A 16,860-nucleotide genomic window follows, 5' to 3' on the forward strand; every position below is an offset into this window, starting at 1 on the left:
CGGCTGGAGCCGCGCCTACCGAAGAGCCGGGACCGTTCGTGATACCCGCAGTTCCGTGAGATACCGCTTGGTGACCCGGCCTCCGTACCGCCTGTCGATCAGCCCGGCGATGCACTCCAGCAGTCCATCCCTGGCCTCCGGCGGCAGCGCCCGGTGGCCGGAGTAGGTCCGCAGCACCTCCAGGTACTCCGCCGTGGTGTACGTCAGGTCCCACTCGTAACGCCGGAAGACGACAGGGCCGAACCGGCCGCTGCGTGCGACCTCGTCCGCGTGATCCGAGGTGTCGACGTCCTGTGCCGCGGGAGGTCGCAGCCCCGGAGGGGTGGCCGGATCGAAACGCTCGTAGCAGTCCTGGACCTCGACGAAGAACTCTTCGCTGCCGCCCGCCACGTGCTGCGTGGCGACCACGGAGAGGGCGCCACCGGGCCGCAGCGCGTCGGCGGCTTTCGCCATCCTCACCGCCGGATCGATCCAGTGGAACGCCGTCGCCGAGACGACCGCGTCGAACGGCTCCTCGGGCAGTGTCCAGGTCTCGAAGTCCGCCGTCACGATCTCCACCGCTTCGAACCCGGCCAGGTTGCGCCGGGCCACGGCGGCCATGTCCGTGCCCAGCTCGACGGCGATGATCCGGCAACCGCGCTCGGCGAGCGGCAAGGTCGCCTTGCCGGTCCCCGCCCCTACCTCAAGGACACGACAGCCGGGGCCGGTGCCGGCCACCTCGGTGAGGTCGTCGAACAGCTCAGTCGGGTACCCGGGCCTGGCCCGGTCGTACAGCTCCGCGTCCTCGTCAAAGGTCCGGCTCAGGTGAACACGGCGCGTTTCGTCAGGCGTGTCATCGCGCATGGCAGCACACTAGGGCCTGTCCGGCGTTCAAGCCGGAGCCCCGGGGCTCCGCAGACCACCCCCGCCCCGGGAGACGCCCGGCTCCCAGCCTGCCGGCCGCAGAATTCCCAGCAGCTGCCGGACCAGTTCGTCGACGACCTCGTCCAGCGTCGCGTCCACCCACCCGGCGTTCCAGTCGTGCAGCAGACCGTTGACGCTGCCGATGAACGCCGCCGCGGCGAGCCGGTAGTCGCGCGGCACCGCCTCCCCGCGCTCCACGGCCGCCTCCGCCTCGGCGCGCACGAGCTCCACCCAGCGGGAGCGGCGGGCAAGCCGCTGCTCCTCGAGGCGTGGGCTGACGCCGATGATCTCGACGAAGGTGATGCGCACGCGGCGCGGATCGCCGGAGACGTTCGCGGCGTACGCGCGGAAGAGCGCGGCGACGCGTTCGGCGAGGGGCAGGTGCTCGGCACCGGCCACGGCGGCCAGGACCGCCTCCTCCGCCCAGGCGTTGACCTGAAGGTGCAGGGCGGCCAGCACGTCCTCGAGGGTGCGGAACTCCTCGTAGAACTGACGGGTCGACAGGCCCGCGGCCTCGCTGAGCGCGGCGACGGTGGTGGCGCGGTAGCCCGGGCTGTCCCCGAACAGCTGGAGCGCCGCGTCCAGGAACCGGCGTCGCCGCTCGGCCTGCCGTTCCTCGGCCGACTTTCCGCCGTACCGGCCGGTCGGCGCCTTGAGTCTGCCCGTCACCGATTCTCCCAACTCCCGCTCCACCGTCCCATGATCCGCCCCGCGGCCAATTTTGTCGTGTACGCAGTCTTGTGCAGAAGGGCGACCCTTCCTTACTTTGCAGTAAGTTGACTCTGAATCCAGCCGTGTTCAGATTCTCCCCCTGTTTTGGCATGTCCTACTCATGACCCCACCCGCAGAGGAGAGAGCAGTCATGCCTGCTTTCCGTCCCAGGCACCTGTGCTCGGTAGCCGCCGCCCTCGTGCTGACCGTCTCCGTCCCCGCGACCGCCGCCACCGCCGCCCAGGACTCCTCGGCCGCCCTGCGCGAGGTGATGTTCGTGGGCAACAACTGGGACGGCACCGCCGATGTCATCAAGTCCACCGGGGACTTCGCGAAGATCGGCCGTATCAATGTGATCCCCGACAAGGACCAGCGGATGGCGGAGATCAACGCCGATCCGATCCGGTGGATCGCCTTCATGACCATCCGCAACAGCGTCGGCGAGGGTCACGACCAGTTCGTCGACGACATGTACTCCACGCCCGACGGCAAGTCGGTGGTCGTCTCGCGGCCGAGCTTCGCCGACGTCGTCTCGATCGACCTCACCACCGGGAGCATCAACTGGCGTTTCCCCGTGTCGGGTTATCGTGCCGACCACATGGCGGTCTCCCCCGACGGCAAGCGGGTCGCGGTGTCGGCGTCGACCGGGAACACCGTGCACGTGCTGGACATCGTCACCGGCAAGCAGCTCGGCTCGTTCGCCACGGGCGACAAGCCGCACGAGAACATCTTCACCAAGGACGGCAAGTACATCTGGAACATGGCCATCGGTGATGTGAACACCGCGACCGACGCCCCCTGGTTGGACTGGACGAAGGGCAACCGGCGCATCACCGTCGTCGACGCGACCACGTACCAGCAGGTCAAGGTCATCGACATGCGGGAGCGGCTGGACGCGATCGGTCTCAAGGACTACTCCGACGCGGTCCGGCCCGCGGTCTTCTCACCCGACGAGTCCAAGCTGTACTTCCAGGTCTCGTTCTTCAACGGCTTCTTCGAGTACGACATCGCCACCGACAAGATCACCCGAACGAAGACCCTGCCGAAGAACCCGGCGACCAGCGACGACCGCACCACGTTCGTCAACGACTCGCGTCACCACGGCATTTCGATGAGCCCGGACGGCTCCAAGCTGTGCGTGGCGGGCACGATGGACGACTACGCGACCGTCGTCGACCGCGCCACCCTCCAGCAGGGCCCGCTGGTCACCGCCTCCAAGCCCTACTGGGCCACCGTCAGCGGCGACGGCAAGAGCTGTGTCGTCTCCGAGAGCGGCACCGACCAGGTCACGGCGATCGACTTCGCCACCGGCCGCAAGACGGTGTCGGTACCGGTGGGCGACCATCCGCAGCGCGTACGGCTCGGTCACGTGACCGCGGGCTGGTCGGGGCCGGCTTCCTGACGCTGAGTCCGTCAAACCCTCGTCGGTTCAGCCCGTCAGCCGCTCGACGGCCTTGACCGTGCGACCCGCTCCGTCCTCGGTCGCCATGTGCTGTGCGGCGACCGAGGCGGCGCGCGCGTAGGCCTGTTGCCGCACGGCCTTCCCGAGTGCGTCGGCGAGCCCTTCGGCGGTGAGGGTCTTGAAGGGGATCGGCGCGGTGGCGGCACCGAGCGCGGCCAGCCGCCCCGCCCAGAACGGCTGGTCCGCCGTCACGGGCACGGGCACCGCGGGCACCCCGGCACGCAGCCCGGCCGCCGCGGTGCCCGCCCCCGCGTGATGCACCACGGCGGCGACCCGCGGAAACAGCAGGGCATGCGGTACGTCCCCGATCGTCAGGACGTCGTCGCCGTCGGCCACGAGCCCGGCGCTGCCCGTCTGGAGGATGCCGCGCAGCCCGGCGCGCCGGAGTGCCCGTACGGCGATGTCGCTCAGCCGCTCTCCATGGCCGGCCGCCATGCTGCCGAACCCGATGAACACCGGCCTGGGACCGGCCGCGAGGAAGTCCTCCACCTCCGCGGGCAGCCGCCGGTCCGTGTCGACGTACGGCCACCAGGTGCCCACCACTTCGAGGCCCGGCCGCCAGTCGGAGGGGCGCGGCACAAGTGCCGTACTCATGCCGTGCAGGACCGGCCAGTGAGCCCGTTCCTGTCGTCGGCGCATCGCGTGCGGGGCGAGGGGAGGCAGCTCCAGGCTCCGGCGCAGTTCGGTGACCGCCCGGGTGTAGAGGCGGTCGGCCATGCGCAGGGCGAGACGTCCTGCCGTACGGTTGCCGAGGCGGCCCAGCGAGCGAGTCCCCGTGACGACGGGCGGGAAGTCGCCGGTCGGTGCGGTGGGTTGGAGGTAGGCGCCGACGGCCGGGATGCCGGTGGCCTCGGCCAGGTGCCAGCCGAGCGGAGCCGTGGTGGTCGACAGCAGGAGCAGGTCGGCGCCCTGGGCCACCGCGTCCGCGAAACCCTGTCCGAGTTCGGTGACGAACACGGCCGCGGTGCGCATGAGTTCCCGCTTGTCAGCCGTGCCCCCTCCCCCGGTCTCCGCGCGGGCGGGGAGACCGCGGAACTCCAGCCCGGCCTCCCTCACCAGCGGCTCGAAGGTGTCCGCCGCGGCGAGGGCGACTTCGTACCCGGCCAGGCGCAGCTCGGCGCCGAGTCCCGTGTACGGCGCGATGTCGCCACGCGATCCGGCCGCGGCGATCAGGATCCTCATCTCTCCTCCTGGGAGTCGGCGAAGTCTGCGGAGTCGACGAGCGATGCCTCGCGGCGGGAGGCGTTGGCGTGGACTGCCTTGCCCAAGTAGGCCGCGAGACCGGGCCGTTGCCGTGCGGGTGGGACGACGAGGGCGAAGGCGCGCGGGTCGGCGATGAAGTCGTCCGCGAGGCGCCGGTGCATGTCGGGCGGGCACGTGGTGAACCAGCGGGTGATGTGCTGCCGGTGCTCCTCGGCGAGGTCCATCGCCCGCTCACCGTCACTCGGCTCCCCCACGTCGAAGGCGGTGAGCAGCCGCTCGCGCCATGCGGCGGCCTCGCCCATGAGCTGCCGCCAGTCCTCCTTGCTGTGGGCCGCCGCGCGCGCCATAGACTCACGCTGCCCCTCCGAGCCGGCCCACTTCATCTGCGCCTCGGTGGCGTAGCTGAGGTCGAAGCTGATCTCGCCGAAGACCTCGAAGCGCTCCTGGGGTGTCAGGGACACCCCCGTCTGCTGGACCTCGATGGCCCGCTCGGCGACCTCGGCGAGCCGCTGGAGCCGGGCGATCTCGTCGGCCAGCTGCCGTTGCCGGGCCCGCAACTGCTCCAGGGCGTTCGCCTGCGGGTCCTCGAGGATGGCGGCGATCTCGTCGAGGGAGAAGCCGAGTTCGCGGTAGAAGAGGATCTGCTGGAGCCGGGCCAGATCGGCGTCGTCGTAGAGCCGGTAACCCGCCCGGCTGCGGGCGCCCGGCGTGAGCAGGCCCGTCCTGTCGTAGTGGTGCAGCGTGCGCACCGTGATTCCGGCGAAGGACGCGACCTGCCTCACGGAGTAGCTCATTCACCTGCCCTTTCGTCAGGGTCCAGCCTCAACCCTGACGTAAGGAGAGGGTCAAGCGGGTTCATTTGACGCGCTGTGCCGCCCACGCCGACAGCTCGGACCGGGCCGCGTTCAGCAGGTCCGCCGAGGGTGCCGTCGCCCCGTTGGTGACCAGCGCGTAGTGCAGGACATCCTGGTCCGGCGCGGTGAGCAGGAGGCGGCGGCTGCCCGTGCCGCCCGGCTCGCGGGCTGCCGCGATCGGGGTGGTCCGGGTGTACGCCGGCGGGCCGTAGGACGTGCCCAGGTCGGAGACGACCGTGGTCGTCGAGGTCGGGAAGGACGCCGGGAGGTGCAGTTCGGTGGGCGCCGAGGTGCCGTCGGAGCGCCACAGCAGGAGCCCGTACTGCCCCGAGCCCACCAGCCGGGCGACGTTCGGGAGCGAGCTCGGTACGGGGTTCCAGGTCAGGGTCGTGGAGCCGTCCCGGGAACGGTCCTCGTAGGTGAAGCCGACGGTCGTGCCGGCCGTGGCGCTCGGGTAGAGGCGGTCGAGGAGCCGGCCGTCCTGACGCAGCGTCGGCTTCCCCGAGTCGTCGAGGCGTACGGCCGACAGGTCCTCGTCGTTCCAGGCGTCGCCGGAGGTGAGCACCTTGTCGGGGTTGCCGTTCATCAGCTCGTGGTGGCGTCCGTTGTAGATGTCCCACTGCCACTGCGTGCCGGACAGCACCGATCCGGACCCGACGGGATTCGACCACCAACGGGATCCCGGCAGACGGGAGTCGAGCGCCTGGTACATCCCCTTGAGGACCGTCGGGGCCTTGTCGGAGACGGTGCCTGCCAGGGGGTGGCCGAACTCGCTGATGATGCCGGCGGTGCCGGTGGCCTCGGCGCGGTCGCGGACCGTCCCGAAGTCGGCCGAGTACTGGCCGTCCGCGGCCTTGCCCGGCATGAAGATGCCGGAGATGGCCTTCTGGTCGTAGAAGTGGGTGTTGAACACGTAGTCCGGTCCGAGGGCGCCGGCGTCCAGCAGTCCGCCCTCCTGCTTCTGGAAGCCGATGTTGGCGTTCCAGAACAGGTTCGGCTCCACGAAGGCGGGCTTGTCCTGCCAGCCGGCCGCGTCCATGCGGGAGCGGAACCTCTCATAGAAGGGCCACAGCACGTCCTTCTCCCAGGCGCGGCTGGTCTGGCCGGAGTCGTACACGCCGGCGTGCGGCTCGTTGTACGGGTCGAAGCCGACGACGCCCGCGAACTGGGCGGCGCTGACGTGCTGTTTGACGTAGGCCATCGTCTTCTGCGCGGTGGTCAGGAACGCGTCCTGGAGGCCGTACGCGTTGTGCCAGAAGTCGTACGACGCCCGCTTCACCGCCTCGTTCTGGGTGATGTTCTGGCCCCAGAACAGGCAGATCCCGCAGTTCTCGTCCGGGTAGTTCCCGGCGTCCACGGCCCACTTGGGGGCGCCGTCACCCGTGTACCAGCTGTCCGGGTCGAACAGGTGCCGGGAGTAGAGGTCCTGGTGGAAGTCGGGGTAGACGCGGATGCCGGCGTCGAGGAAGGCGCGCATCTGGTCGGTGGCGGCGGCCAGGTAGTCCGTGTCCACCTGGCCGCGCACGGGCTCGGCGTACGCCCAGGAGAGCAGGAAGCGGACCGAGTTGCCGCCGCCGAGGGCTCTGAGCGCGGTCGCCGATTTCTTGGCGTCGGCGCCCGAGGCGAAGGGCAGGCCGTTGTTCTCGGCCAGCTTGGTCTCGCCGGAGACGTTGTAGCCGCGCAGCACGACCTCGCGGCCCTGACCGTCGGTGAATCCGCCGTCCTGCACGGTGACGGGGGTGTCGTCGAACCAGAGGGAGTCGGGAAGGGCTTCGGCGGTGGCGGGTCTGACGCCCCCGGCCGTCAGGAATCCGGAGAGGACAACCAGAACAACGAGCAGACGCGCGCGTATATTCGGCATGTCCATCACAGTCCGGTGATTTCACGACACCGTCAACACTGCTGACTCCGGAGTAACTTCACGTAAGGTCACTCTCGGCCACCACGGAGGGCTCAGCCACCGACACGGCGCGTCACGTTCAGCAGGTATTCCTTCCGGTCCAGCAGGTCGTGATCCGTGCGCGGACGCCTCGGCTCAGCGCCCTGCGCTGCTCCAGTGCGTGTACCCGATCGGCCGGAATCACACCCTCCAGTACGCAGGAGCCCTCGCCGTAGGAAGACGGGCGAGCGAGGCGGCAACGGATTCATGCTGGGAGTGTGGCGGTCCGGAGCCGTTCGTGGCCCGGATGCGATGCCGGCATCGGCCGGCGGACCCGAGAGGAGCCGATCGTGCGTGACATTCTTCCGGTGCTCGGCCGCTGGTACGCCCACCGGGAACCCTTCGGGCTCGCCACGGTCGTCGCGGTCAGCCGCAGCGCCCCGCGCGACCCTGGCGCGGCCATGGCGGTGGGACCGGGCGACGAGGTCGTGGGCAGCGTGTCCGGTGGCTGTGTGGAGGGAGCGGTCTTCGAACTCGCCCAGGAGGTGACCGCGAGCGGAGAGGCGTGCCTTCAGGTCTTCGGGTACAGCGACGAGGATGCTTTCGCGGTCGGCCTCACCTGTGGCGGCGAGATCACCGTGCTGGTGCGGCCCGTCACGCGGGAGTCGGACCCGTCCTTCGGCGCGGTCGCCGACTCGGTCGCCGCGGGCAGTCCGGTGACCGTGGCCACGGTGACCGACGGGGCCGCGCCGCGCGGAGCAACGCTCGCCGTGTGGCCCGACCGGGTCGCCGGCACGCTCGGCACGTCCAGACTGGACGTCGCCGTCACCGCCGACGCGCGCGGCGAGCTCGCTCTCGGGGCCACCGGCCTGCGCCACTACGGCCCGCACGGCGAGCGGCGCGAGGACTCCGTCGCCGTCTTCCTGCACTCCTTCGCACCGCCGCCGCGCATGCTGGTCTTCGGCGCGATCGACTACGCGGCCGCTGTCGCCCGCATCGGCGACTTCCTCGGCTACCGGGTCACGGTCTGCGACGCCCGCCCGGTCTTCGCCACGCCGCAGCGCTTCCCCGAGGGCGTCGAGGTGGTCGTGGACTGGCCGCACCGCTACCTGAGGTCCACCGAGACCGACGAGCGCACGGTCGTCTGCGTGCTCACCCACGACCCGAAGTTCGACGTACCGCTGCTGGAGGAGGCGCTGCGCCGGCCCGCCGCGTACATCGGGGCGATGGGCAGCCGCCGTACGCACCACGAGCGGATGAGGCGGCTGGCCGAGTCCGGGCTCACCGAGGGCGAGCTGTCCCGGCTGCGCTCCCCGGTGGGGCTCGACCTCGGCGCCCGTACGCCCGAGGAGGTCGCCGTGTCCGTCGCCGCGGAGATCGTCGCGCTGCGCTGGGGCGGCAGCGGCGCACCACTGACGGCGACGGCGGGCGCGATCCACCCGGCCGCACCCTTGCGGCACGCCTGAGCCGTCCCGGACCGTCAGCCGTGACGGCGGTGGTCCTCCACGACCGCTTCCAAGTGCCGCACGGCGGCCGTCACCCGGGCGGGATCCGCCTGGAAGAACGGGTCGTCCGGCACCGGCAGCGATCCGGCCACCGCCCATCCGCGCCCCCGTGCCCAGGTCGCGTCGTCGAGGCCGACCGCCTCCCGGAAGGCGTCCCGGGCGGCCGGGGTCGGCAGGATCTTCCAGGCGGGCAGCAGGTCCACCGCCGGGTCGGCCACGGCCAGGGTCCCGAAGTCGATGACGGCGCTGAGCCGGCCGTCCACGGTCAGCAGGTTCCCGGTGTCGAGGTCGCCGTGGATCCACACCGGAGGCCGGTCCCAGGCGGGCGCCGCTAGGGCCTGTGTCGAAAGTGGCGTCGTCCGCCCGGAGGGCGGGCCGGGCGGCGTCTGGTGCGTGCTCTCGGCGTGCCGGGCGGAAGCCCTCGTACTGGTTGTACTTGGGCTTTCGCCCGGTGCGGCGAGAGTGCGTGCCAGGCGTCGCCCGGCAGGCGCCACTTTCGACACAGGCCCTAGGGCGGCCTCCCACACCTCGGTCACCGCGTCCGTGTCGACGAGGCCGGTCTTCGTCAGCGCCTCGATCCTGGACCGTACGAGGGCCTCGCCGGCGATGGAGTCCCGCTCGTCGCCCATCGGCACCCCGCGGAAGGCGTTGCTGTCCTCGGGGCCGGGTCCGCCCGTGGCGTCGATACCCCGGAGGGCCCTGACGAACCCGGCGACGTCGAGGGCGGTCCGGACGGGGTCGGTCAGGTCCTCGGGCCTCGCCGTCTCCCCCTCCAGCCACCGGTACACCGACCACGGGTACGGGTAGCCCTCCCCCGGCTCGCCTGCCGCGATCGGCTCGGAGACCGGCAGCGGCAGCTGGGGAGCGAGGTGTGGCAGCCAGCGGTGCTCGCGCACCACCTGTCCGGCCCAGCGGGCGTAGCGCGGCAGCCGGACGGAGAGGTCGGAGCCGAGCCGGAAGGTGGCGTTGTCCATGCCGGACTGCGGGACCGGGGTGAGGGGAAGCTCCGCCCACCGCGGGAACTGGGCGGCGAGCAGCTTGCGTACGAGCGGGGCGTCGATCAGCACGTGCCCCAGTCCAGCGGGCAACGGCCCATGGGTCCACCGAATTTGGCGTGGGGTCGGCCTCCGTGTCAGACCATCCCTGGCGCGGCCCTCACGTGTGTCCGCTGCTGCCCGCGAAGAGGACGGATTCCAGTTCGGCGTCGAGGGACGGGCGGACATCGGTGCCGAGGGCCCCGTTGGTGGCCTCGTCCGCCACCTCGATCACGCAGCGGGCCTCGTGGATCGCCTTGGGGTAGGAGGTGCCGGCCCGCTCGGCGACCCGGGTGAAGAAGTCCGCCTGGGTCATCCGCTCGCCGGTGAAGGGCTCGCCGGGCTGATGGGCCACTCGGCGCAGATGCTCACCGATCTCGTGCGGAAGCTGAGCCGCGGCCTTCTCGGCCACCGTGGACGGCACGCGTTCCCCCAGCGTCTCCAGACTGGCCCTGGTCACCCGTTCGGCGGACCCTCGGCTGTCCAGCCGGGCTCGGGCCTGCACCTGGCCGATGAACGCGTCGTGCTGCATGACTCACACCACCTCGTGGTCGTTTCGGCTTCGGTGGCGACGCGGTTGGTCGTCGGGCGTCCCGGGTGCCCGGGCCGGTGCGCCCGAAACCGGCCGTCAGCGCGGCGGCAGCCGGTGCAGTGTCACGTCCGTGAGCCGGCCGTCGGCCGCCGTCGCCGTCATGTACGTGCAGTGGGGCTGACGTCGCCGGTCGGTCGGGGAGCCGGGGTTGAGCAGGCGCAGGCCGGTGGAGGCGGTGGTGTCCCAGGGGATGTGGCTGTGTCCGAAGACCAGGACGTCGGTGTCCGGGAAGCGGGCGGCGCAGCGGGCCTCGCGGCCCTGCGCGGGACCCGTCTCGTGGACGACCGCGAAGCGCAGGCCGGCCAGTTCGGCGTACGCCACCTCGGGGAGCCGTGCGCGCAGCGCCGGCCCGTCGTTGTTGCCGTACACGGCGACGAGCCGGCCACAGCGGCTCTCCAGCAGGTCGAGGGTGGCCGTGTCGACCCAGTCCCCGGCGTGGAACACGACGTCCGCGCGGGGGATCTCGGCGAGCAGCCGCGCGGGCAGTTCCCTGGCCCGTTTGGGGAGATGCGTGTCGGACATCAGGAGCAGGCGCACGGGGCCAGCGTAGGCCGACCGGCGCCGGTGGACGGTCAAGGGCCGCCGTGCGACACCGCGCAGCGGCAGGCCGGTGATGGGCTTCACAGCCGGTGGCGTTAGCATCTGCCCACGCGCAACCAGCCGCTCCGCCCATGGCTAGTGCCCCGACAGGCAACGTTTGCCGCGACGGGGCGAACGTCGCCTGTCGGGGCACCAGCGACTTGAGGGGGCCCGCAGCTCGATGCCGGTCAAGGTCAGCGTCATCGTTCCCGTCTACAACCCGGGGACCTACATCGAGGACTGCGTCGCCTCGTTGCTGAGGCAGTCGCTGCCTCCCGACGAGTACGAAGTGATCTTCGTCGACGACGGTTCCACCGACGGCACGCCCGCGCGCCTCGACGCGCTCGCCGCCGAGCACGCTCGGGTGACGGTCGTCCACCAGGAGAACTCCGGGTGGTCGGGCAAGCCCCGCAACGTCGGGATCGCCGCCGCCAAGGGCGAGTACGTCATGTTCGTGGACAACGACGACTACCTCGGCGACGAGGCCCTGGAGCGGATGTACGACTACGGGGTGGCCAACGGCGCCGACGTGGTGATCGGCAAGATGGCCGGCCGCGGCCGGTCCGTGCCGGTGGAACTGTTCCGCCGCAACCACCCGCGCGCCACCGTCGAGAACGCCCCCCTGATCGACAGCCTCACTCCGCACAAGATGTTCCGCCGGGCCTTCCTGGACGACATCGGCCTGAGGTTTCCGGAGGGCAGGCGGCGCCTCGAGGACCACGTCTTCGTCACCGAGGCGTTCCTGCGCGCGGACAACGTCTCGGTGCTCAGCGACTACGTCTGCTACTACCACGTCCGACGGGACGACGCCTCCAACGCGGGCTTCCAGCGCTTCGACCCGGTCGGGTACTTCAAGAACCTCCGCGAGGCCCTCGACGTCGTCGAGCGGTACACCGAGCCGGGACCGGTGCGCGACAAGCTCCACCGGCGCTGGCTGCGCAACGAGATGGTCGAGCGCATGCGCGGCCGGCGCCTGCTCGCCCTGCCGGCGGACTACCGCAAGGAGCTGTTCGACGAGATCCACGGGGTCGTCGTCGAGCGCTTCGGGCCCGGTGCGGCGGCCGGGCTCCAGCCCACGCAGCGGATCGTCGCCGCGCTGATCGGGGCCGACCGGGCCGACGACGTCGTGGCGTTCGCCGAGTGGGAGACCTCGGTCGCCCTCAAGGCCGAGCCCGGAAGCATCCGGTGGGAGGACGGCTCGCTGCGGATCGACCTCGCCGCCGAGTACACGAGCGGCGGCCGGCCGATGACGTACCCGGCGCGCCCCACCGGCACCCGGCTGGAAGGACCGCCCAAGGACATCGCCGAGGCGGTCGCCTGGGTGGAGGCCGACAGCGTCGCCCGCTTCGGCAAGGCCACGGCCGAGCTGATGCTGCGGGAGCGCTCCAGCGGCGCGCAGTACTTCCAGCCCGTGGAGTTCACCCGCGAGATCGTCCCGGCTCAGGAGGGTGAGCGGGTCCGGCTGGTGCTGCGCGCGACGGCCGCCGTCGATCCCGCCACCGCGGCCGGCGGCACCCCGCCGGACGCCGGGCTGTGGGACGCCTTCGTCCGCGTCAAGCTGGGCGGCTGGACCAAGGAGTGCCGCCTCGGTCCGGTCCCCCGCAAGGGCCGGACGGCCGGGTCCGCCGGCCTGGTCGGCGGCCGTGTCGTGCTGCCGTACTGGACCGAACGGCAGGGCAGCCTCGCCCTGGACGTCGACCGGGCGACCAAACGCCTGGGCCTGGGTGACCTCGCGCCCGAGAAGGTCACCGTCACCGGTGACCGGTTGAGCGCGCCCCTGCCGCTGCACGTCCCCGGCGACACCGAGGTGCGGTTGCGGTTCAGCGGCGGCACCACCTCCTTCGACGGTCCGGGCACCCTGTCCCCGTCCTCCGACGGCTCCGCGGCCGCTCTGGAGGCCGTGCTGCCCGTCGGGCGGCTGAAGGGCGCGGCCTGGCGGGTCGCGCTGTGTCCGGCGCCGGATGCCGACGAGCCGCGCTTCCTCGCGCTGCCGTTCGCCCTGCGCGGTGGGATGGGCGGTGTGCAGGTGGTGCGGAAGCCGCAGCCCGGCGTCGCACTGCGGCTGGCCCGCAAGGCGCGGCGTGTGCTCGGCAGGGTCCGGGGGAAGGCGGCCTCCCGGCTCAAGGCATGGAGGCGATGAAGTTGCGTTCCTTGGGAATCGAGGGGGCGGAGGCGGAGCGGTCGGGTCTGCTGCCGTCGTACGCCGCCTGCTCCGCCTACTCCACCTGCTCCGCCTACTACACGGCCCTGCGCGGCGGGAACCCCGGCGCCTGACCCTGAACGCCCGGAACCCCGGCCGCCGTCGGCAGCCGGGGTTCCGGGCAGCGGTTCACCGGCTGACGGAGAGCTGTTCCACAGCGTTGCGCAGCGGTTCCCAGCCGCGGGAGCGCGGCACGCCGAGGTTGCGGGCCTTCACCATGGCGCGCCAGAACGGCGCCTGTACCAGCGTCTCGGGCTGCACCGCCCGCACCCGTTCCAGGATCGCCTCGGGGACCTTCTGCGGGTCCGGCACGTTGTACTCGGCCATGATCTCGTCGTACTTGTCGTGCAGCACGGTGTTGCCGGGATCGGCGCCGAAGACGACGAGCTGTCCGGTGGGCTGGGTGTCGACGTGGACGGTGACCAGGTCGGGGCGGTACCGCTTGAGGATCTCGTAGACCTTGTAGACGTCGCCCGTCCAGGCGCCGGTGTGCCGGTCGCGGGCCGCCTCGTCGATGTTGCGCGGCAGCATGTCGTCCAGGACGATCACGCTCGACCAGTCGGAGTGCTTCTCCACGTTCATGAAGTCGCGCAGCGCGTACTCGAACAGGTGCATGCCGTCGATGAACGACAGATCGAGGGTCGTACGCCGCCAGTACCCGATCGGGCTGCGGCCCCGGCGCAGGTTGCGCACCGGGTGGCGGCCGCCCTTGAGGTGGGCGAGGGGATTGTCACGGGCGAAGAAGTCGTCGCTGGTGGCCTTCACCAGGTGGACGTCGCACTTGATTTCAGTGACCACCTTGAAGGCGGGGTCGATGGCGACGCTGGGGACACGGGACAGTGTCAGGCTGCGGCCGTCGTTGACTCCGATCTCCAGGTAGTTGCGGTTGGCGCTGGCCTTGTGCAGCTCCCGCAGGAACTCATGGCGTTTCACGCAGGGGACTCCTTGCGGATCCGGGGAATTGCTTCGTGCAGAGCGGTGCGCCAGTCACGCAGCGGCGGCAGGCCGAGCCGCTGCCAGCGGCCGTGCGCGAGGGCGCTGTATGCGGGGCGCGGCGCGGGCCGTGGGAAGGCCGCGCTGCTGACGGGGCACACCCGGTCCGGGTCGGCTCCGAGGTGCGCGAACACCTCGCGAGCCAGTTCGTACCAGGTGGCCTCGCCGGAACTCGTGGCGTGCAGGACGCCGCTCGCGTCGCGGCCCACCCGGGGGCCGAGGTCCGCGATGCCTTCGGCGACGTCCGCGCTCCAGGTCGGTTGTCCGCGCTGGTCGTCGACTACGTCGACGGTGTCGCGGCGGGCTTCGAGCTCGGCCATCGTACGCACGAAGCTGCGGCCGTGGACTCCGTAGAGCCAGGCGGTGCGTACGACGACGCCCGCGCCGGGCAGTTCGCGCAGCACGGCCTGTTCTCCGGCGAGCTTGGTGCGGCCGTAGGCCGTGCGAGGGGCGGGCGGGTGGTCCTCGGGGTAGGGACTGGTGCGGGCGTCGCCGGGGAAGACGTAGTCGGTGGATATGTGGACCAGTCGGGCGCCCCGCTCGGCGGCGGCGCGGGCCAGCAGCCGGGGTCCGTCGCCGTTGATCCGCAGCGCCCGTTCCTCGTCGCTCTCGGCGTCGTCGACGGCCGTGTACGCGGCGCAGTTGACCACGATGTCGGGGCGGTGCTCGGCGAACGCCCCCTCGACGGCTTCGGCGGTGGTGATGTCCAGGGCGGTGCGGTCCAGCCCTGTCACCTCCTCGCCGCGGCGCCGGAGTTCGTCCACCATGTCGTGGCCGAGCATGCCGCCCGCGCCGGTGACCAGCCACCTCATGACAGTCCCTGGGCGCGTCGCTTCAGCGGCTCCCACCAGGCGCGGTTGTCCCGGTACCAGGCGACGGTGTCGGCGAGGCCGTCCGCGAAGTCGTGCCGGGGGCGGTAGCCGAGCTCGGTGCGCGCCTTGGAGCAGTCGACCGAGTAGCGCAGGTCGTGGCCCTTGCGGTCGGTGACGTACTCCACGCTGTCCCAGTCCGCGCCGCAGGCCTCGAGCAGCAGGCCGGTCAGCTCCTTGTTGCTCAGTTCGGTGCCGCCGCCGATGTTGTACACCTCGCCGGGGCGGCCCTTGGTGCGCACGAGTTCGACGCCCTGGCAGTGGTCCTCGACGTGCAGCCAGTCGCGGACGTTGAGGCCCTCCCCGTACAGCGGGACCTTCTTCCCGTCGAGGAGATTGGTGATGAACAGCGGGATGACCTTCTCGGGAAACTGGTGCGGGCCGTAGTTGTTGGAGCAGCGGGTGACCCGGACGTCCAGGCCGTGGGTGTGATGATAGGCCAGGGCGAGCAGGTCGGAGGAGGCTTTCGAGGCGGAATACGGGGAGCTGGGCCGCAGCGGGTGCTCCTCGGGCCAGGAGCCCTCCTGGATGGAGCCGTAGACCTCGTCGGTGGAGATGTGCACGAAGGTCTCCACGCCCTGGCGCAGGGCCCCCTCCAGCAGGGTCTGCGTGCCCACCGCGTTGGTGAGGACGAAGTCGTCCGCCCCGGTGATCGAACGGTCGACGTGTGACTCGGCGGCGAAGTGCACCACGTGGTCGGCGTCGGCCATCAGCTTGTCGACGAGTTCGGCGTCACGGATGTCGCCCTGCACGAACTCCAGCCGGGGATGGTCGAGTTCGAGGTTGTCGAGGGTGCCGGCGTAGGTGAGCTTGTCCAGCACCGTGATCCGTGGCGCGTCGGGTTCGCCGGAGGCGAGGAGCCCGCGGACGTACGCGGAGCCGATGAACCCGGCGGCGCCGGTGACGAGGAGGTTCATGAATGGATCTGCACCTTGCTGTGGTCTCCGAGGACGAGACGGTGGGCGCTGGGCACACTGGGTGCCGGGGTCACCTCGACATGGCGGCCGATCAGTGAGGACTCGATCCTGCCCACGCCGCGGATCGAGGAGTCACGCAGGACGATGGAGAACTCCAGCTCGCTGTCGGTGATCCGGCAGTTCTCCGCGACGGAGGTGAAGGGGCCGACGTAGGAGTCGCTGACCACCGTGCCGGCGGCGATGACGACGGGGCCGACTATGCGTGAGTTCACGATCCGCGCCCCCTCCTCCACCACGACCCGGCCGACGGTCTCGGTCGCCTCGTCCACCTCGCCGTCGATACGGCGGTCGAAGCTCTCCAGGACCATCCGGTTCACCTCGAGCATGTCCGTGACGTTCCCGGTGTCCTTCCAGTAGCCCTTGATGGTCGTGGAGCGTACGTCGGCGCGGGTGTCGATCAGCTGCTGGATGGCGTGGGTGATCTCCAGCTCGCCTCGCCAGGACGGCTCGATGGAGCGCACCGCCTCGTGGATCAAGGGCGTGAACAGGTACACCCCGACCAGGGCGAGGTCGCTCTTGGGGCGTTCGGGTTTCTCCTCCAGGCCGATGACCTGCCCGGTGGGGTCGAGTTCGGCGACGCCGAAGGAGCGGGGGTCGGGCACGCGGGTGAGCAGGATCTGGGCGTCGGGCCGGTTTGCGCGGAACTCCTCGACGAGGTCGGTGATGCCGCCGACGATGAAGTTGTCGCCCAGGTACATCACGAAGTCGTCGTCGCCGAGATAGTCCCGGGCGATCAGCACCGCGTGGGCGAGTCCCAGGGGGCGTTCCTGAGGGATGTAGGTGATCTTCAGACCGAAGCGCGATCCGTCGCCGACCGCCTCCTCGATCTCCGCGGCGGTGTCACCGACGATCATTCCGACGTCGGTGATACCCGCTGCGGCGATGGATTCCAGGCCGTAGAACAGGACAGCCTTGTTCGCCACGGGAACCAGTTGCTTGGCCGAGGTGTGTGTGATCGGCCTCAACCGCGTACCGGCACCCCCGGACAGCACGAGAGCCTTCATCTGCGTCACCATAGTGCGTCCCCCGGGGAACGGACCATGGCGGGGGTGTGGCTCGTCGGTTACGGCAGCGGTGGGCTCCGGGTTACGGCGGCCGG

At 71.0% G+C, this 16,860-nt stretch carries 16 protein-coding genes; 4 read left to right on the plus strand and 12 right to left on the minus strand.

The genetic code is table 11. The annotated features are described in order from the left end of the window. Positions 1 to 15: 15 nt before the first annotated feature. Both Q4V64_RS03045 and Q4V64_RS03050 read right to left on the minus strand, forming a co-directional pair. Positions 16 to 843: a class I SAM-dependent methyltransferase gene (locus Q4V64_RS03045; protein ID WP_124437028.1), complete on the minus strand. Its 828-nt coding sequence runs from the start codon at positions 841 to 843 to the stop codon at positions 16 to 18. A 27-nt stretch (positions 844 to 870) separates the two neighbouring features. Beyond that, entirely contained in the window at positions 871 to 1,572 is a 702-nt protein-coding gene (locus Q4V64_RS03050; RefSeq protein WP_124437029.1) for a TetR/AcrR family transcriptional regulator, read from the minus strand. A gap of 193 nt (positions 1,573 to 1,765) precedes the next feature. Here Q4V64_RS03050 and Q4V64_RS03055 point away from each other — a divergent pair, with 193 nt between their 5' ends. Then, on the plus strand, positions 1,766 to 3,016 hold the full coding sequence (locus Q4V64_RS03055) for a YncE family protein (RefSeq protein ID WP_124437030.1): 1,251 nt from the start codon (positions 1,766 to 1,768) through the stop codon (positions 3,014 to 3,016). 27 nt (positions 3,017 to 3,043) lie between these two features. Here Q4V64_RS03055 and Q4V64_RS03060 read toward each other — a convergent pair whose 3' ends face one another. The 3 genes from Q4V64_RS03060 to Q4V64_RS03070 form a co-directional block, all read right to left on the minus strand. Continuing rightward, positions 3,044 to 4,258, minus strand: coding sequence for a glycosyltransferase (locus tag Q4V64_RS03060; RefSeq protein WP_124437031.1), 1,215 nt, complete (start codon positions 4,256 to 4,258; stop codon positions 3,044 to 3,046). Beyond that, a complete protein-coding gene (locus Q4V64_RS03065) occupies positions 4,255 to 5,073 on the minus strand; it encodes a MerR family transcriptional regulator (protein ID WP_124437032.1) in 819 nt (272 codons plus the stop codon). Before Q4V64_RS03065 ends, Q4V64_RS03060 begins: the two co-directional genes overlap by 4 nt. Before the next feature lie 61 nt (positions 5,074 to 5,134). Continuing rightward, positions 5,135 to 6,994 carry a cellulase family glycosylhydrolase gene (locus Q4V64_RS03070; RefSeq protein WP_124437033.1) on the minus strand — a complete coding sequence of 620 codons (1,860 nt, stop codon included), beginning with the start codon at positions 6,992 to 6,994 and terminating at the stop codon, positions 5,135 to 5,137. Positions 6,995 to 7,362: 368 nt separating this feature from the next. Here Q4V64_RS03070 and Q4V64_RS03075 point away from each other — a divergent pair, with 368 nt between their 5' ends. Beyond that, a complete protein-coding gene (locus tag Q4V64_RS03075) occupies positions 7,363 to 8,478 on the plus strand; it encodes an XdhC/CoxI family protein (RefSeq protein ID WP_124437034.1) in 1,116 nt (371 codons plus the stop codon). A 14-nt stretch (positions 8,479 to 8,492) separates the two neighbouring features. Here the strand turns inward: Q4V64_RS03075 and Q4V64_RS03080 are convergent, their stop codons facing one another. From Q4V64_RS03080 to Q4V64_RS03090, 3 genes are all read right to left on the minus strand, one after another. Beyond that, positions 8,493 to 9,605 (minus strand): aminoglycoside phosphotransferase family protein, encoded by a 1,113-nt coding sequence (locus tag Q4V64_RS03080; RefSeq protein ID WP_124437035.1) that lies wholly within the window; start codon positions 9,603 to 9,605, stop codon positions 8,493 to 8,495. 67 nt (positions 9,606 to 9,672) lie between these two features. After that, positions 9,673 to 10,083, minus strand: coding sequence for a DUF2267 domain-containing protein (locus Q4V64_RS03085; protein ID WP_124437036.1), 411 nt, complete (start codon positions 10,081 to 10,083; stop codon positions 9,673 to 9,675). Between the two features lie 96 nt (positions 10,084 to 10,179). After that, on the minus strand, positions 10,180 to 10,680 hold the full coding sequence (locus Q4V64_RS03090; protein WP_124437037.1) for a metallophosphoesterase: 501 nt from the start codon (positions 10,678 to 10,680) through the stop codon (positions 10,180 to 10,182). A gap of 223 nt (positions 10,681 to 10,903) precedes the next feature. Between Q4V64_RS03090 and Q4V64_RS03095 the strand changes: the two genes are divergently transcribed. Both Q4V64_RS03095 and Q4V64_RS03100 read left to right on the plus strand, forming a co-directional pair. After that, on the plus strand, positions 10,904 to 12,862 hold the full coding sequence (locus Q4V64_RS03095; RefSeq protein ID WP_124437038.1) for a glycosyltransferase family 2 protein: 1,959 nt from the start codon (positions 10,904 to 10,906) through the stop codon (positions 12,860 to 12,862). Then, positions 12,859 to 12,996: a hypothetical protein gene (locus tag Q4V64_RS03100; protein WP_172628967.1), complete on the plus strand. Its 138-nt coding sequence runs from the start codon at positions 12,859 to 12,861 to the stop codon at positions 12,994 to 12,996. The genes Q4V64_RS03095 and Q4V64_RS03100 overlap by 4 nt, the downstream gene beginning before the upstream one ends. Before the next feature lie 55 nt (positions 12,997 to 13,051). On the opposite strand, the gene Q4V64_RS03105 is transcribed toward Q4V64_RS03100, so the two are convergent. Genes Q4V64_RS03105 through Q4V64_RS03120 form a run of 4 tightly spaced genes read right to left on the minus strand, consistent with a single transcriptional unit; the run spans position 13,052 to position 16,765 of the window. Continuing rightward, positions 13,052 to 13,855: a class I SAM-dependent methyltransferase gene (locus Q4V64_RS03105; protein ID WP_124437039.1), complete on the minus strand. Its 804-nt coding sequence runs from the start codon at positions 13,853 to 13,855 to the stop codon at positions 13,052 to 13,054. After that, positions 13,852 to 14,727, minus strand: a complete 876-nt coding sequence (rfbD, locus tag Q4V64_RS03110) for a dTDP-4-dehydrorhamnose reductase (RefSeq protein ID WP_124437040.1) — start codon at positions 14,725 to 14,727, stop codon at positions 13,852 to 13,854. Before rfbD ends, Q4V64_RS03105 begins: the two co-directional genes overlap by 4 nt. Then, positions 14,724 to 15,701, minus strand: a complete 978-nt coding sequence (gene rfbB, locus Q4V64_RS03115; protein WP_124437041.1) for a dTDP-glucose 4,6-dehydratase — start codon at positions 15,699 to 15,701, stop codon at positions 14,724 to 14,726. The genes rfbD and rfbB overlap by 4 nt, the downstream gene beginning before the upstream one ends. Beyond that, positions 15,698 to 16,765 (minus strand): glucose-1-phosphate thymidylyltransferase, encoded by a 1,068-nt coding sequence (locus tag Q4V64_RS03120; protein WP_124437042.1) that lies wholly within the window; start codon positions 16,763 to 16,765, stop codon positions 15,698 to 15,700. The genes rfbB and Q4V64_RS03120 overlap by 4 nt, the downstream gene beginning before the upstream one ends. Between the last annotated feature and the right edge of the window lie 95 nt (positions 16,766 to 16,860).

The sequence above is a fragment of the Streptomyces sp. NL15-2K genome, from assembly GCF_030551255.1.
GTDB lineage: Bacteria > Actinomycetota > Actinomycetes > Streptomycetales > Streptomycetaceae > Streptomyces.

Coding starts and splice junctions, on each gene's coding strand:
- Q4V64_RS03045 (WP_124437028.1), bottom strand. CDS start 843: ATGCGCGATGACACGCCTGACGAAACGCGCCGTGTTCACCTGAGCCGG.
- Q4V64_RS03055 (WP_124437030.1), top strand. CDS start 1,766: ATGCCTGCTTTCCGTCCCAGGCACCTGTGCTCGGTAGCCGCCGCCCTC.
- Q4V64_RS03060 (WP_124437031.1), bottom strand. CDS start 4,258: ATGAGGATCCTGATCGCCGCGGCCGGATCGCGTGGCGACATCGCGCCG.
- Q4V64_RS03065 (WP_124437032.1), bottom strand. CDS start 5,073: ATGAGCTACTCCGTGAGGCAGGTCGCGTCCTTCGCCGGAATCACGGTG.
- Q4V64_RS03070 (WP_124437033.1), bottom strand. CDS start 6,994: ATGCCGAATATACGCGCGCGTCTGCTCGTTGTTCTGGTTGTCCTCTCC.
- Q4V64_RS03085 (WP_124437036.1), bottom strand. CDS start 10,083: ATGCAGCACGACGCGTTCATCGGCCAGGTGCAGGCCCGAGCCCGGCTG.
- Q4V64_RS03095 (WP_124437038.1), top strand. CDS start 10,904: ATGCCGGTCAAGGTCAGCGTCATCGTTCCCGTCTACAACCCGGGGACC.
- Q4V64_RS03100 (WP_172628967.1), top strand. CDS start 12,859: ATGAAGTTGCGTTCCTTGGGAATCGAGGGGGCGGAGGCGGAGCGGTCG.
- rfbD (WP_124437040.1), bottom strand. CDS start 14,727: ATGAGGTGGCTGGTCACCGGCGCGGGCGGCATGCTCGGCCACGACATG.
- rfbB (WP_124437041.1), bottom strand. CDS start 15,701: ATGAACCTCCTCGTCACCGGCGCCGCCGGGTTCATCGGCTCCGCGTAC.
- Q4V64_RS03120 (WP_124437042.1), bottom strand. CDS start 16,765: ATGAAGGCTCTCGTGCTGTCCGGGGGTGCCGGTACGCGGTTGAGGCCG.